This is a genomic window from Marinobacter sp. GH_1, assembly GCF_048595985.1.
In the GTDB taxonomy this organism is placed as follows: Bacteria; Pseudomonadota; Gammaproteobacteria; order Pseudomonadales; family Oleiphilaceae; genus Marinobacter; species Marinobacter shengliensis.
Window position 1 is genome coordinate 433,486 of record NZ_CP184460.1, and the last position, 14,612, is coordinate 448,097.

Annotated in this window: 12 protein-coding genes and 1 pseudogene; 5 read left to right on the forward strand and 8 right to left on the reverse strand. The window is 57.5% G+C overall.

Annotated elements, in window-relative coordinates; all coding sequences use genetic code 11:
* Window positions 1-41: 41 nt before the first annotated feature.
* The 6 genes from ACNSOI_RS01990 to ACNSOI_RS02015 all read right to left on the reverse strand — a co-directional run bounded on the left by ACNSOI_RS01990 (window position 42) and on the right by ACNSOI_RS02015 (window position 6,100).
* The gene (locus ACNSOI_RS01990; RefSeq protein ID WP_420195006.1) at window positions 42-1,283 is read right to left on the reverse strand and encodes a heme biosynthesis HemY N-terminal domain-containing protein; all 1,242 of its coding nucleotides are present in this window, start codon (window positions 1,281-1,283) and stop codon (window positions 42-44) included.
* On the reverse strand, window positions 1,280-2,392 hold the full coding sequence (locus tag ACNSOI_RS01995; protein WP_420195007.1) for a uroporphyrinogen-III C-methyltransferase: 1,113 nt from the start codon (window positions 2,390-2,392) through the stop codon (window positions 1,280-1,282). The genes ACNSOI_RS01990 and ACNSOI_RS01995 overlap by 4 nt, the downstream gene beginning before the upstream one ends.
* Window positions 2,379-3,218 carry a uroporphyrinogen-III synthase gene (locus tag ACNSOI_RS02000; protein WP_420195008.1) on the reverse strand — a complete coding sequence of 280 codons (840 nt, stop codon included), beginning with the start codon at window positions 3,216-3,218 and terminating at the stop codon, window positions 2,379-2,381. The genes ACNSOI_RS01995 and ACNSOI_RS02000 overlap by 14 nt, the downstream gene beginning before the upstream one ends.
* Window positions 3,199-4,140: a hydroxymethylbilane synthase gene (hemC, locus tag ACNSOI_RS02005; protein ID WP_420195009.1), complete on the reverse strand. Its 942-nt coding sequence runs from the start codon at window positions 4,138-4,140 to the stop codon at window positions 3,199-3,201. The genes ACNSOI_RS02000 and hemC overlap by 20 nt, the downstream gene beginning before the upstream one ends.
* An 85-nt stretch (window positions 4,141-4,225) precedes the next feature.
* Window positions 4,226-4,981 (reverse strand): LytR/AlgR family response regulator transcription factor, encoded by a 756-nt coding sequence (locus ACNSOI_RS02010; RefSeq protein WP_420195010.1) that lies wholly within the window; start codon window positions 4,979-4,981, stop codon window positions 4,226-4,228.
* A gap of 30 nt (window positions 4,982-5,011) precedes the next feature.
* Complete coding sequence (locus ACNSOI_RS02015) at window positions 5,012-6,100, reverse strand: sensor histidine kinase (RefSeq protein WP_374786382.1); 1,089 nt, start codon at window positions 6,098-6,100, stop codon at window positions 5,012-5,014.
* Between the two features lie 150 nt (window positions 6,101-6,250).
* On the opposite strand from ACNSOI_RS02015, the gene ACNSOI_RS02020 reads away from it, so the two are divergent.
* Genes ACNSOI_RS02020 through ACNSOI_RS02035 form a run of 4 tightly spaced genes read left to right on the forward strand, consistent with a single transcriptional unit; the run spans window position 6,251 to window position 11,274 of the window.
* Window positions 6,251-7,390 (forward strand): tyrosine-type recombinase/integrase, encoded by a 1,140-nt coding sequence (locus ACNSOI_RS02020; RefSeq protein ID WP_420195011.1) that lies wholly within the window; start codon window positions 6,251-6,253, stop codon window positions 7,388-7,390.
* The gene (locus ACNSOI_RS02025; protein WP_420195012.1) at window positions 7,387-9,030 is read left to right on the forward strand and encodes a hypothetical protein; all 1,644 of its coding nucleotides are present in this window, start codon (window positions 7,387-7,389) and stop codon (window positions 9,028-9,030) included. Before ACNSOI_RS02020 ends, ACNSOI_RS02025 begins: the two co-directional genes overlap by 4 nt.
* Complete coding sequence (locus ACNSOI_RS02030) at window positions 9,027-10,880, forward strand: hypothetical protein (protein WP_420195013.1); 1,854 nt, start codon at window positions 9,027-9,029, stop codon at window positions 10,878-10,880. Before ACNSOI_RS02025 ends, ACNSOI_RS02030 begins: the two co-directional genes overlap by 4 nt.
* Window positions 10,864-11,274 (forward strand): TetR family transcriptional regulator, encoded by a 411-nt coding sequence (locus tag ACNSOI_RS02035; RefSeq protein WP_420195014.1) that lies wholly within the window; start codon window positions 10,864-10,866, stop codon window positions 11,272-11,274. The genes ACNSOI_RS02030 and ACNSOI_RS02035 overlap by 17 nt, the downstream gene beginning before the upstream one ends.
* A gap of 477 nt (window positions 11,275-11,751) precedes the next feature.
* Here the strand turns inward: ACNSOI_RS02035 and ACNSOI_RS02040 are convergent.
* Window positions 11,752-11,922 (reverse strand): annotated as a pseudogene (locus ACNSOI_RS02040) (integrase core domain-containing protein); the annotation flags it as partial.
* Window positions 11,923-12,002: 80 nt separating this feature from the next.
* Here ACNSOI_RS02040 and ACNSOI_RS02045 point away from each other — a divergent pair.
* Complete coding sequence (locus tag ACNSOI_RS02045) at window positions 12,003-13,172, forward strand: tetratricopeptide repeat protein (RefSeq protein WP_273157874.1); 1,170 nt, start codon at window positions 12,003-12,005, stop codon at window positions 13,170-13,172.
* 36 nt (window positions 13,173-13,208) lie between these two features.
* Here ACNSOI_RS02045 and ACNSOI_RS02050 read toward each other — a convergent pair whose 3' ends face one another.
* Window positions 13,209-14,597, reverse strand: a complete 1,389-nt coding sequence (locus ACNSOI_RS02050) for an SLC13 family permease (protein ID WP_176282942.1) — start codon at window positions 14,595-14,597, stop codon at window positions 13,209-13,211.
* Window positions 14,598-14,612 lie beyond the last annotated feature (15 nt).

The following is a 14,612-nucleotide window of genomic DNA, read 5'->3' on the forward strand; positions in this document are numbered from 1 at the left end:
AAAGGCCGGATGGTAACCATCCGGCCTTTTGGGTTCCGGTGTCAGGCCCTTGGCATCGGCAGGTCTGGCAGGCTGTTATCGCTTTCCAGGCCCTGCATCAGCAGCTTGATGCTGGCTTCCTCTTCACCCATGTGAGCATTCAGCCGGCTTAACTCGGCCAGGGTTTCCCGGCTACGGCGCAGGTGCAGGCTGGTCTGGAAATACTCTTTTGCCTTGCCCCAGAGCTCGTTACGCAGGCTGAGGCGGCCCAGGGCCAGCAACAGCTCCGCATTATTGGGACGGTCTTTCAGCCACTGTTCGGCAATCAGCAGTTGCTCTTCGGGCTGGTTGCCCTTGATCCGCCCATACAGGTTGATGAGCTCATCGCTCCAGTGGTTTCTCAGCACCTTGCGCAACAGGGTTTCGGCCTGGGCTTCGTCACCCAGCCTGGCCAGCAGGCTGGCGTAATCCCGGATGGTGTATTCGTCCCGGCGCACAAAGCCGGGCAGTTCGTCCCATAGCCGGGTGAGCGGTTCCAGAGACGCCTCCGGGTTGTCTTTGCGCAGCTTCTGGGTGTCTTCTGCGGCCCTTTCCAGCAGGTTATGCCATACCTGCCGTTCAAGCTCGTCCAGCTCTTTGCCTGGCAATACATCCCGCTTGCGAAGCTCCGGTATCAACCGGGACAGCTCACGCCAGTCTTCCAGGCGCAGGTAGGTGTTCTTCAGTAGCTTCAGCACAAACGGATGATGGGGGGACTCCTTGCGAAGGCGCAGCAGGGTGGCCAGGGCCTGCTCCAGCCGATTGCCTGCCAGTTGCAGCTGGGCCTGGGTTAGCCCTACCGCCATGCTGGAGCCAGGGGTGCTGTCATAGGCTTTGCGCAGCAGCTCATCCACCGCTTCGTGGTCACCGGTTTCAAAGGCCGCCTGGGCGGCAGCAAGGTAGTTGATCAGCGGTGTGTCGGCTTTGTCTGCCGAGGTGGCCAGCAGCTTGCGGGCTCGCGGCCAGTTGCCCTCGGCCAGTGCCAGTAGACCCTGGGTGGTGCGGCGCCGCGCCCGGCGCTCATTGCCCCGGGATACCCAGCCCGCCATCATGCCGGTGCCCTGGCGAAGGTGCCGCAGGGTATTGAGCAGAGAAACCGCCAGCACCACCAGCAGAATCACCAGCCCGAGGCCCACCCAGAAATTGGTTTCAATCAGGTAGTGGCCCAGGCTGATGCGAATATAGCCCAGATCATAGGTCAGCCCCAGGGATAATGCGGTGCCAACCAGCAGCGCGACCAGCAGGAGCAGCAGAAGCCGGATCATGAGTCATTGCCCCCGCGTTCGGTTTCGGGAGCGTCATCATTACCGGTCGCCAGCCGACCGGCCAGCCGCTCTTTCAGCAAGCCGAGAGACTGGCTGATATCCGGCAGGGTTGGGTCCACATTGCGGTCCGCCAGTTCCGTCAGCGTATCGGCCAGTCCCTGGATGGCCGGGTTGGTCTCATCGTACCAGTCATTGACGGTGGTGATGGCCTTGTTAAGGGCCCGTTCGTACAAAGGCTGGTTGCCCCGAAGCACGGCCATTTCCGCCTCTTCCAGCATCAACTGAAGGTTAAGGCGAGCCCAGGCACTCTGGTCCGGCGACAACAGCGGTTTGACGGGCTCGTCCAGACGACGTACCACGACCACCTGTTTCAGGGTGTCGAGAAAACGGTTCCAGCCACGGACGAACATGTTGCGGCCATCGGTCGGGGCGTCAGGGTCTTCGGTCATCCGGAAGCCCGGAGCCTGGTCGTGAATCAGGGCCTGGTCGGTCAGGTCGTGGATGCTGGCGATGGCGGCTTCCAGTTTCAGGTACAGCCCGGTACGGTCGACGCCCTGAATACCGCGTAGTGACAGAATTTCCCGGGCCAGCTGCTGGCGAACCGGGTAAACCCCGATGTCATCAGATTCCCGCAGAACCTCATCCGCGGATTCCAGGGCCGACAGGGCGCCCCGGATATCTTTCTCAATCAACAGGCGCTGGTTGGCGATGCGCAGCAGGTATTCTGCCTCGGCCAGCAGCCAGTCGGTACGGGTACGATTCCCGGCCTCAAGCAGTTCCCGGGCGTTGTGGTCAATCTGTCGCTGCTGGGTGGCGATCAGCTCGCGCTGGGCTGAAAGGTTATTCTCCAGTGACTGAAGGCGCTGGCTCTGCTCGCTGCCACGGCTGCCATAACGGTCTTCCAGTTGTGCCGTATCCTGGCGCAATTCCTGGATGACCAGCATGGTGGTTTTGTGGGTTTGCCATTGTTGCCAGTTCCAGAACGCCAGGGCCAGGGCGATCATCAGCGCGAGAATGGCAATCAGCCATACTGGCCACAGGCGCACGCGGGCGGGATTGGCCGGATTAACCGGAGCGGGCAGTTGCTTTGTTGTTTCAGTCACGGGCATCCTTACTTGGTTTACCGTTGTCACCGGCCTCCTGCATCAACCAGGAAGCCACACTGGTCACCAGATCCTGATCAGCCAGGCCGTCCGGAACCAGTACGTTCCTGAAGCCGGCCTTGCGGGCCTGCTCCGAGACTCGTTCTGCTGGAACCACCAGCAGCGCATTGTTCAGGGTCGCCAGGAAGGCGCTGCTGGCCTCTACCAGATTGTTCAGGGTTTCACCGGAAAGCGCAATAATCACCTCCGGCCGGAACGCAGCGAAATTGTCTTCTAAGTCGTTGGCAGCATAGTACGGCCGGAAGCGTCGGTACAGCGGCAGAACCGTTACACGGGCACCTCGTTGCTCCAGGGTCTGCCGGATCAGCTCGCGGCCGTCTTCTCCGCGTGCCAGTAGCACTTTTTCGTGGTTTAGACTCTGCAAACCCGGAAGGGCCAGCAGAGCTTCACTGGTCCAGCCATTGTCTGGCTTGTTCGGGCTCAGACCGTGGTGGGCGAAAACCGCGGCGGTGCCGGCACCCACGCCATACCACTGGATGCCCATGGGCACCTGAGGCCACCAGTGATTGATCTCATCAAGCAGCAAGCTGGCGGCGTAGGGGCTGACGGCAATGATGTGAGCGAAGTGGTCCAGATTCTGAAGGGTCGACCGGCGCTCTGGTGTGTCAGGCAGCGGTTCCCTGGCCATCAGGGGCATCCGGCGAACCTCGGCGCCGGCGGCCTGAAAAGCCTGTGCCAGGCGGCTGGCTTCGGGCTCCGGCCGGCAAATCAGTATGCGCCGGCCCTGCACGGGCAGGGCCTGGCTATTCCGATCAGCTTGGGGTGTGGCCATAGATCTCAGCCAGTACCTTGTCGGCACCCATCGCCAGCAGTTGTTCCGCCAGTTCCCGGCCCAGGCGTTCGCCTTCGGCGCGGGGCGCGCGGCCTTCTACCCGGAAAATCTCAGTACCGTCGACCGCACCCACCAGCCCACGCAGCCACAATGTGTTGTCATCTTCCAGCAGGGCATAGGCGGCAATGGGAACCTGGCAACCCCCTTCGAGGCGCCGGTTCAGGGCCCTTTCTGCTTTCACCCGGTCAGAAGTATCGTCGTGATTCAGTGGTGCCAGCAATGCCCGCAGCTCGCTGTCATCGATGCGGCATTCAATACCCAACGCGCCCTGGCCGACGGCCGGAAGCGAGACAGTATCCGGCATGCAGTAGCGTATCCGGTCGTGGAAGCCCAGGCGCTTGAGGCCAGAGCTGGCCAGAACAATGGCGTCGTATTCGCCGGCATCCAGCTTGGCCAGTCGGGTGTTGACGTTGCCTCGCAGCATCTTGATTTCCAGGTCCGGGCGGTTGGCCCTGAGCTGGGTTTCGCGGCGCAGACTTGAGGTGCCAACCACGGCACCCTGGGGCAGTTGGTCCAGATTTCCGTACTGATTGCTGATAAACGCATCGGTCGGGTCTTCGCGCTCACAGATAGCCACCAGGCCAAGGCCCTCCGGGAATTCCATGGGCACGTCTTTCATGGAATGCACCGCAAGGTCGGCCCGGCCGTCCAGCATGGCTTCTTCCAACTCCTTCACAAACAGGCCCTTGCCACCAATCTTGGCCAGGGGCACGTCCAGAATCTTGTCGCCCTGGGTTTTAATCTTCACCAACTCCACGGTGATGTGATCGTGCAGCCTTTCCAGTTCGGATTTGATGAATTCCGCCTGCCACAACGCCAGGGCGCTGCTGCGGGTTGCAATGCGAAGGGTTCGTGTTGACATGGCACTCACAGTCGTAGGGAAAAATGTGCCCCAAGGTTACCTTGTGACAGCGAAAAAGTCCCGCCGTAGACGGCCCTGTACCCCGTCAGGGGGAGGGTTGGTGCTCCTGCAACCACTGCCTGACATGGCTGGCATGGCGGCGGCTGACCGGTAGCAGCGTGTCTGAGTCGTTCAGTGCCAGCATGCTCTGGCCGTCGTTGTTGCGCCGCAGGGCCTGGATGAAACGCACGCCGACCAGGGTATGCCGGTGAATGCGCAACAGTTTTTCCGGATACGCCTGTTCCAGTTCTTTCAGGGTGTAATCACAGACCGTTTCGCCCCGGCTGTGGTGCAGGGTCACGTATTTCTGGTCCGCTTCGCAGTAGCGGATGTCGGCAAGATCAATCAGCTCTGTTCCCCGGTGGGTGCGCACGGCAACCTGTTCGGTGGTCAGGTCGCTGTTGTGGGTCAGGGCCTGGAGCTGAACCCGGTTGACCTTTCCTGCCCGTGCCAGGGCGTCTGCCAGTGCCTCCCGTCGCACCGGTTTGAGCAGGTAGGCGATGGCGCGAACCTCAAATGCCTGGATGGCATAGTGGTCGTAGGCAGTACAGAAAATCAACGCCGGCGGGTTGGTGAGCTGGCTCAGCTGGTGCGCCGCTTCCATGCCGTCCATGCCCGGCATGCGAATGTCCATCAGCAGGATATCCGGTTCCAGTTCGGCCACCTTGCGCAGGGCGTCGTCGCCATCGCTCGCTTCACCGCACACCCGGTAATCCGGCAGCTCCTCCACCAGGCGCTGAATGCGCTGCCGGGCCAGGGGTTCGTCGTCTGCAATCAGAATGCGCTGCGGTTGTTGGTTCATGGTGCTCCTGCGGTCGCCTGGTCTGTTTTGTCAGCTTGCCGTCCTTGCGGGCAGCCTGAGGGTAACGGTGTAGATGTTGTGTTGATGGCTGTGTTTGAGAACCGCTGGCTCGCCGAACAAAGCCTGGAGCCTGGCCTGGATGTTAACAAGGGCCACCTGGTTGCCCTGGTGCTGACGGCTGCTGGACTCCGGTTTCGGGTTCTGGACCATCAAGTATACAAAATGGCCTTTGCCGTAAACCTCGATCCGCACTGTGCCCCCTTCGGGTCTGGGCTGAATGCCGTGGTAGATGGCGTTCTCTACCAGCGGTTGCAAGGTCAGCGGAGGAATGGCCTGTTGCTCCAGACCCGGCTGTATATCCCAGTCCAGCGTTAACCGGTCTCCCAGGCGCAGGGCTTCAATGGCCAGATAGCGCTGACACAGCTCCAGTTCGCGGCTGAGCGGTACCAGTTGATCATCGGTGCGCAGGCTGGCCCGGAACAGCTCGGACAGATCCAGCACTGCCTCCTCGGCCTGTTCCGGATTACTGGCAATCAGGCTGGCAATGGTGTTCATGCTGTTGAACAGAAAATGAGGCTGGATCCTGGCCTGCAGCGAGGTCAGCCGGGCCTGCATTTCGGCCTCACGCTGCTGTTGCCACTGGTGTTGCAGGTAGAAGTAGCGCAGCACCATCAGCACGATCAGCAGCGCCACCAACAGTTTCTTGGCAATGCCCTGCCATAGCGCAACACCCGGTTGTGGGTGCAAGACGTTATCGGCAAACAGGCTGAAAGCCAGCACATCCAGCAGCACGATGAACACAATAGCGAGGGTGGCGCGGGCGACGCTCATTTGCGCCAGCCATGGCCGCAGCAGGCAGATCAGTGCGGCACTGGTGAGGGTGGTCCACTGCACGAACAGGGACAGCAAGCCGAAGTAGTTCCAGTCTATCCAGCCGCGCTCGGCCTGCACAATGGACAACACCAGGACAAAAAGCTCACTGGTGACCAGCAGCAGGAACACCGCCCGTACCCGGCAAAGATCGGGCACGTAGAAGTCTGCGGTATCCTTTTCTTTGATGCCTTTGTCGGTTGCCAGGGGTGTCTCCTTAACCGGGGTCGGAATGCTATACTGCGGCAAATTTTCACTTATCCATTGCCGGCGTGATAATGCCGGGCTGTCAGCAGGAAAGATAGACCATGTTTTGTCCCACGGAAAATGTAACCCTCCTGTTGCAGTCTTAAACCACTCCTTTATACTGAATAAAAATACAGTATTGGAGGTCCGAGGGTGGAATTCCTTCTTGCTACGCCAGAGTTTGAAATCAGGGGTCATTCCTATGAAGGGTTCCCGATTCTTCTCAAAGCCAATCATGATGTGTTTGTCGAAGGAATGGAATTTCTCGTTCATCACTGCTTAAAACGTGGAAGTGTGCAAAGCCGACGTAGCTGGGAAACGTTTGGAAGGGATCTGTGTGATTATTTCGAGTTCATTGAAGCCAATGGGTTTGATTGGAGAGAGCTTGATCACCGAAACCACGAAACCCTGTTAGCCCTGTATCGCGACGTTTCCTTTGATCGATTTAACCTCAGCGCCTCCACGGTAAACCGACGACTTCACCTCGTGATCAAGTTTTATCAGTTTGCCCTCAAACAAGGTTGGGTAAGCACATTGCCGTATGACCTTGAAACGGTGAGAGTCCGGCAGACAAAGGGTTTTCTGGCACACACAGACACGTCCGGGGGGTATGCTGTAAAGCCTGATGTGCTGCTGAAAACCACGCCAACCAAGATCAAAGTCCTCAACAAAGAGCAGGTTGATGAGCTGCTGAGAACCATCAAGAACAAAACTCTCCGATTGATCGTTCGGTTGGCGTTGCTGACGGGTTTGCGTAAAGAGGAGCTGCTGACAATTCCAGTTCACTACATATCTGCGCCCCAGTCGATCTCGGCTCGAAGTCATGTGGTGGTTGAACTTGATCCCCAAGAGATGAGCACCAAGGGAGACAAACCACGGACGATCCATGTGCCGATATCATTGATGGCGGATCTCTGGGATTACGTCATTCACGAGCGTCACGAAACGATCCGAAAACACGGGACAGACCCAAAAACCCTCTTTGTAACCGCCAAGGGCACTCCCTGGAGCATTCGAACTTCGCTCAACAATCAACTGAACAGATTGGAACTTTCGTTCGACTGCCATCCTCACATACTGCGTCACACCTACGCGACGCATACCCTGAAATCACTGATGTCACGGAAGAGCACCACGTTCAATCCGTTGATCTATGTCCGAGATCGCCTCGGCCACAGCAGCATAACGACCACTGAAAAATACCTGCATTTCCTCGACGACATCGAAGACGACTTGCGCACGAGTTACCAGGAGGAAATTGAGGAAACGGCGAAGGAGGCGGCCTGCGCATGAAAAAGGATTTCACGTTAGAGGGTGACTTTAAGGTTCAGGAGGCTGGTGAGAGGGCGAACAGAGAAACGACCGACTCCAGCGATGCACCGCGATCCTCAGAGTCAGAGAATACGTTGGTCGCCCTTCCCGAAAACACAAGAGGCATCAGAAACGCCGACTTCGGGCCGTTTTACGGTCAGGGCTTTGACGAAATTACCGCTGCGTGTCAGCGCACCCTCGAAAAGCTGGTTGCCGAGAGCGTCAAGACGAAGGGCAAATCCCTCAGTGTTTCCACGATTGCGGGTTACTGGAGCAACGGCTTTCGTTACTTTGCGCCCTTTCTGTCGTTATTCCATGCCGCTAGCGGTGAACGGCTGACCATGGCGGATCTCAACGCCGAGACGATCAAGCGATTTATTCAATACCTGAGAAACGAGCCGCTTGAATACACTGGGCAAAAGGGCTGCTTCAGCGCCACCAAATCGCTACTCAGGGCCTGCCATCGGTTCGGGCTCTGGCCAGAGGCGGATATGAAGACCGCCTGGCCTGCCAATCCGTTTCCGAATTCCAACAAGCGAGTGAAAAGTCAGAAGGTGCTCAGCAAGAATGAGAAGCGGTTTCTGATCAAAGCGCTGCGCATTGAGATGGAGCGGATTGTGGCCCACTCAGAGCCGCTGACTGGCTATGATTTGTCCGTCTGCGTCTTGTCCATCGCGCTGTCTACCGGAATGAATCTGACGCCCATTCTGGAGCTGACCACGGACTGCGTGCAGCCTCACCCGCTCAAATCCAACCTAAGGCTGCTAGTGAGCTTTAAGCGCCGAGGTAACGCCACGCATGTGGTTGCCCTCAGAAAGTCTGAGGAAGTGTCTGAGATGGCCAGTATCCATCTCTATGCGGCTAATGCCATTGATCTGATCGTTACGAGGAACGCCACGACACGCGCCCAGTTTGACGACCCAAATCGGCTGCTGGTTTACAAGGGAACTCGTGGCAAGTACGTGGACAAACCACGCCGACTTACGAGCTCACTATTGAAGTACAACATCAACGCATTCGTTGACCAGCACCAGCTTCAAACGGACGATGGCAAGCCGCTCACGTTGAATGTCAGCCGGCTGCGTCAGACGCTGCTGAACCGCGTTTGGGAAATGTCGGGCCAAGACCCTCTGATGACGGCCAGAACAGGGCGACATGCCGTGGAAACTGGCAATGCCCACTACTGGGAAGCACCACCAGAAGCGGAAACCAACATGCGTTTCTTAGGCGAGGCCCGAGTGGAAGAATTGCTCAGCACGCCGACGATCATTGCCAGCGATCGAACCCCCGTTGCATCCTGTCAGGATGTCCGCCGAGGTCACCGCGCCCCGAAAGACGGAGAGCCCTGTCAAGACTACTTGGGCTGCTTCCGATGCAAGAGCTTTGTGGTGACTGGCGATGACCTTCATCGCCTGTTCAGCTTCTACTGGGCAGCCCTGCGCAACTACGACACTTTTGGTGGCAAGCGCTGGGCCAAATACCTCAAGCAAGTCATTCGACTTATCGACGAAGAGATTGCACCACACTTTGATGCAGTCTTTGTGAGCAAACAGCGGGAGAGGGCCAAATACCAGCCGCATCCGTTCTGGCGGGACCTGAGCATGGCGAGGATGGCGATATGATCGAGATTACCGGCGCAGAGGTACTGGCCGACCGTGAACGTCTGCTACGGGCTCTGCCCCGTAGTGAAGGACTCCACGGCATTATCACCACGGATCGAGCCGACAAGGTGCTGTACGTGCTCTCCCGATACCAGGACCCCGAGTGGTGGTTGCCCAAATCTAACAGCCCCGACTCCGTCAGGGACAACGCTCGAAAACTGGATTTTACTCGGATCACCGGCGAGAAACTGCGATGCGAAGCAAAGATCGCCGTGGCACGCAAAATCTGGGGGGAGAAGGCGCTGAGTAATAGCTCGATCAAGATTTTTTTCGAAGACTTGGCTTGTTGGCTTAACTGGTTACACGATCAGGGCATCAACACTCAGGTGAAGGTCACTCCCCTGGTAGCTGCGCGCTATGTGCAATACGTCAACAGCCTTACTTCTTCGACGAGGCCAGGGAAGCTGTTGGCCGGCCAGACGAAGTTGCATAAGTTATCGGCTGTCGAACAGTGCTGGCAATTCCTGCGAGATACGCTTTGCGGTTTTGATCATCCCTGGCCTGAAAGCTCTGCCTATGCGCTGGCCGGACATAAGAGATCAAACAAGGCTAAGACCGATATCATTCCCGATTATATTCTTCGAAAGCTGTTCCAGCACGCTGAATCTCTGCTCAATCGAGCCGACGAATTGTTGCAGCACCGGGACACCCTAGCCTGCTTTCAGTCGCGCTCGAAAAATCATTGCGATCAATGGGAAGATCAGGTCGAATTTTTGAAAACCCGAGGCTGGGATCTGGGACTACGGGTACTGGGCAAAACGCTGCGCGACTTGCGTGACGGCTGCTTCGTGATCATTCTGGCCACGACCGGCATACGAGCCCATGAACTCGGCAATATCCGTCGAGGCGAGTGGTACAGTGAGATACGGGATGGTAAGCGGTTCTACTTCCTCGGCTCACGATCTGATAAAACCCATGCGGGCAAGACCTCATGGCTGTGTCCCGAAATCGCGATTCAGGCGGTCAAGGTACTGGAGCGGCTTTCGGAGCCCTTGCAGGATGAGCTTGAGCAGGTGTTGCAAGAGGCCAAAGCAGCGGGAGATCTCAAGGAAGTTACGCGCCTCCAGCATTGCTCTGGCTGCATTGGGCTCACTAAAGTGCCGGGTAAGAGAAACAGCATCCACCTGCTCAGTGGAATTGCTCTGTATAGAAGGCTCGGGAAGTTTACGAAGGACCTCGGGATAGATTGGGAACTTGCTTCCCATCAGTTCCGGCGCACGTTTGCTAACTATGTCGTCCATCACAAGCTAGGCGATCTTCGCTATTTAAGGGATCACTTCAAGCACTGGAGCCTGGATATGACCATCCTGTACGCAATGAACGAGGCCCAGGATCTTGAGCTCTACGACGAAATCTACGCTGCCTTTGACGGCAAGCGCCAGGCCATTGTCGGTCACTGGTTGGAGCCTGATACGCCTCTTTCAGGTGGCATGGCCGGTCATATTCGCCAAATGCGAAACCGCTCGGAAGAAGTGCGTACCTACAAAGATCGGAAAGAGATGATTGAGGCCATCAGCGAACTGGTTTACCTGCGGTCCACCGGCATTGCCTGGTGTACCAACGATACCGGCGTGGATTGTGCGGGTGGCCAATGCGAAGATTGCGAGCACGGTTGTATTGATGATAGTCACAAGCCTTTCTGGGAAGGACTTTACATGCAACAGATTGAGCTACGCCAGATCGATGATCTGGACGACTCAGGATCAAAGACCGTCGAGCGCACCATGGAACGCTGCGAAAGGGTTTTAACGGATCTCGGTGTAGACATCAATCGCCTCAAGGAGCAAGTGGCCGATGTCGAAGCCATCTGAATCAGACACTCACAAGCGTATTCGGCTGGCCATTGTTCGGTTGGAAAAAGACCAGCCCAAGGTCGTTGAGAAGGGCAGGAAAGTCTCGGTGGCCGCTGTTGCCGAAGAGGCCGGAGTCAGTCGTGCCTTGATCCACAAAGACTACCCAGACTTGCTGGAGCGCATCCGGGGCAATTCCAACAAGGCGATCCAGAGACAGCGTGATGAGAAGCAGGAGAAACTCAAGGAAGAGCGTTTCAAGAATCGTCAACTTCGGGAAAAAATCGTAGATTTGACCGAGCAGCGCAACGAACTTGCTTCGAAAAACGCGACTCTTGAACTCGAAAATCGCCGGCTCTCGGCAATCTTGGAAAGTAAAAACGTTAGAGTTTTTAGGGGGAAATTGGGTGAGTAGCGCTACGCAGATTTTGGCCAGAATATTTTTCTCCCGCTTCTAAACAAAAGCGAACATTCGTGCTGCGCCCTACCAGAGATAATTTCCCCTCCGCAGAATGGCGAAATTTATCCTCTCCAGACGGCTTCCTTTGCCTGAAGAGTTCAATTCGAGTTCTTTCAAACTAGTGCTTATGCCATCTTGTGATTATGCGGTTGATTAAAAATCGCACATAGTAGTTAGGAGTGGCAATAATTCATATCTGAATAATAATTGTAGCCTCCCGGAAGCCCTACCCCGAGAGCATGGAGCAGCTCCTAAAAAGCATTTTTAGTCGGACTTTCAGCTGCAGAATGCACGCAGCAACCTTTCCTAAAACGAACACGGCCTCTCTGCCAACAACCCTAGAACCATCATCAATAGAAAAATGAAGGGAAAACTGATGGATTATGAAACGGACAATTTAGTGATCGGCAGTGGTGTGTAAACATCCCTGTTTTAGTTGCACCGCTGCTTAGAGTTGTCCGCCCGTTGGTGTTTCGCCAGATATTCCCATGGCGTCAGATCTTCCAGTGAATCGTGGGGGCGTTCGTCGTTGTATTCGGCCATCCACGATTCGGTTAGTTGCCGGACTTCGGTGAGATTCCGGAAGACATACATATTCAGTACCGTGATTTCTTCATGTCGTTCTCCGTTTGCCTCATTGTAGGCCGGAGAACTCTAAGGAGACTTATTCAGAGTCTCCCAAGATGTTCCTGGCTGGAGTTGTCTGCTCGGATTGCCACAACCCCCATAGCGGCAACCTGAAGATGGAGGGCAACGGTGTCTGCGCCCAGTGCCACAACGCCGGTGACTACGATACCCCGGATCATCATCACCATCCGCGTAACAGCGCGGGTGCGCAGTGCGTCAGTTGCCACATGCCCGAAGCCTCGTTTATGAGGATCGACAACCGGCGGGAGCACAGCTTCATGGTGCCCCGGCCTGATGTGTCCAAGGCATCCGGCAGCCCGGATGTTTGCCTGGCGTGCCACACGAACCAGGATCGCGCCTGGTCAATGGAAACCGTCGGCAGCTGGTACCCGGATCTTTACCAACCGGATACCTGGCATCACGTTCAGCAACGTAACTTGTCAGAGGTTCTGGCCTATCTGGCCGATGATCATGAGCCTGCCATTCGCCGGGCAACGTTGCTGGAACAGCACGGGCAAGGGCTGGTGGCCCGGCACATGGCGGTCCTGGCAAGCCTGGCAAAGAGCGATCATGCGGTCATCCGCGAAAGCGCCTATCGTGTGCTCAGGCACGGCGACATGAGCCAGTCCTGGGAGCTTGCTGAAAATGGTCTGGCTGATGACTCCCTGGCGGTCAGGCTGGCGGCCTTTGAATCCATGGTGTGGTCCGGCACCCTGCCGGACCCTGAGCGCTGGGGCGAAGTTCAGAGGGAATACGAGCACTACGTTGATATGCAGTCAGACCTGCCCGCGGGCAGCGTGCTCAAAGCCCGATACCTGATGGCAGGGGATTATGTCTACAAGGCAGAGCAACAGCTCAACCGTGCTCTGGGCAAAGACCCAGGCTACGTGCCCGCCACCATCCTGCTGACCGATATTCTCCGTGCCGGCGACCGCAACCTGGAAGCGGTCCGGGCCATTGATCAAACCCTGGAACACAGCCCTGATGAACCCCAACTGATTCACCTGCGGGGGCTGATCCGTATTCGCCTGCAAAACTACCCGGCGGCGCTGGCGGATCTGGAACGGGCCCATCAACTGGTGCCCGGCCAGTGGCTGTTTGGCTACCGGTACGCGGTTGCGCTGTTCCAGCTGGACCAGAAGGACAAAGCCCGGCAAGTGACCCAAGCCTTGTTGCAACAATACCCCGATAACGCACAATTGCGGGCACTGATGAACCACCTGTAGGGACAACCAAAACCGGGGCTGGGGCGCGCTGTCGCCTCAGATCCACCCCAGCCACCTCCACCACAGGTAATCCAGCGGAAACAGAATCACGATGGTGAGGGCGGCCAGTATCAGGCACAACCTGGCGGCATGGCCCATGGGGATGCCGGCCAGGGGCATGGCCATCATCAGGGGCACGGACTGGTAGGTAAAAATGATGGTGGAGAAGCCCAGAACCTGAGTCATCAGCACCGCTTCCAGGCTGAAGCCGGTCATTTCGCTCATGGGGCCAGCCAGGGGGGTGAGCGTTGCCGGAATGCCCGCCAGGGTGGTGACCATCCCGGTCGCGGTCGCCGTGAGTGACAAGGTAAGGAAGTTGGCAAAATCCCGCCCCGGCTCCAATGGCAGCCAGCCCAGCACGTGGCCGCCCAGAATACCGCTGATGTTCTGATGGTTGATCAGCCCGGCAATGCCCAGCAGGCCGGCCACCACCAGAATTGAGCTGATGTTCACTTTCTGGTTGAAGCTCTGTGTAGAGATCATGCCAACACCGGGCATCAGCAGCAGGGTCGCTGCCGCCAGGCCAATCCACGCCGCGGAGATCTGGTGCCAGGTGTCGGTCAGCCAGAACCCGAGGGTCACCAGAAGTATTACCATCAGCCGCGATTCCTTGAAATTGAAAGGCCGGCTTGATCCTGCTTGCGGAACCGGCTTTGGGTTGTCCGGGTACAACCGCACCAACACAACCACCAGCAGGATAGCCTTGAGGATGCCCAGCACCGGAAAGTGCAGCAACAGGTATTCCCCGAACATCGGGCTCCAGCCATGAATCTTCTCGGCAGAGCCAATCATGATCATGTTCGGGACATTGGCGGGCAGAATGGCAAAGGTGGGCAGATGGCTGCCAAAGGCCGCCGCCAGGCCAGCGGCTTTCTGGCCATTGCTGCCAGGCTCAAAGCCACAGCTGTGGGCGATGGTCAGGGCGATGGGAATAAACAGCACAATGCGCCCCACCGAGGAGGGCATCACAAAGCCCAGCAGAATACCGATCACCACGATGCCGGCGATCAACCGGGTATAGCTGGCATCCAGGTGCCGGGTAAACAGGTCTGACACCCGTTGGGCCAGGCCGGTTTCCGAGATGGCAATGCCGATCACCAGCCCGGAAACAATCAGCCAGCAGGCGGTCGAGGTGAGCCCGGAAAACACCACGTCGGCCGGAGCCAGCGACAACAGCATGGCCAGGGTCAGCACCAGCAGGGCGGTGACAAACTCCGGCACCGCGCTTGTGGCAAACAGCACAAGCCCGGCCATCACCAGCAGCGCCGAGAGCCGTTGGGGGCCATCGAACCAACCGGCTGCCGGGCTGAACAGCAACGCTGCAGACAATAACGGAATCAGGGCCAACGCAAGCCACTGAGACCGGTTAACAGGCAGATTGGTCATTGCCGGGTAAGATCC

What these genes read in the sequence shown, in the direction of transcription:
- ACNSOI_RS01990 (WP_420195006.1), bottom strand. Translation starts at nt 1,283, where the DNA reads ATGATCCGGCTTCTGCTGCTCCTGCTGGTCGCGCTGCTGGTTGGCACC.
- hemC (WP_420195009.1), bottom strand. Translation starts at nt 4,140, where the DNA reads ATGTCAACACGAACCCTTCGCATTGCAACCCGCAGCAGCGCCCTGGCG.
- ACNSOI_RS02010 (WP_420195010.1), bottom strand. Translation starts at nt 4,981, where the DNA reads ATGAACCAACAACCGCAGCGCATTCTGATTGCAGACGACGAACCCCTG.
- ACNSOI_RS02045 (WP_273157874.1), top strand. Translation starts at nt 12,003, where the DNA reads ATGTTCCTGGCTGGAGTTGTCTGCTCGGATTGCCACAACCCCCATAGC.
- ACNSOI_RS02035 (WP_420195014.1), top strand. Translation starts at nt 10,864, where the DNA reads ATGTCGAAGCCATCTGAATCAGACACTCACAAGCGTATTCGGCTGGCC.
- ACNSOI_RS02050 (WP_176282942.1), bottom strand. Translation starts at nt 14,597, where the DNA reads ATGACCAATCTGCCTGTTAACCGGTCTCAGTGGCTTGCGTTGGCCCTG.
- ACNSOI_RS02030 (WP_420195013.1), top strand. Translation starts at nt 9,027, where the DNA reads ATGATCGAGATTACCGGCGCAGAGGTACTGGCCGACCGTGAACGTCTG.
- ACNSOI_RS02000 (WP_420195008.1), bottom strand. Translation starts at nt 3,218, where the DNA reads ATGGCCACACCCCAAGCTGATCGGAATAGCCAGGCCCTGCCCGTGCAG.
- ACNSOI_RS02025 (WP_420195012.1), top strand. Translation starts at nt 7,387, where the DNA reads ATGAAAAAGGATTTCACGTTAGAGGGTGACTTTAAGGTTCAGGAGGCT.
- ACNSOI_RS01995 (WP_420195007.1), bottom strand. Translation starts at nt 2,392, where the DNA reads ATGCCCGTGACTGAAACAACAAAGCAACTGCCCGCTCCGGTTAATCCG.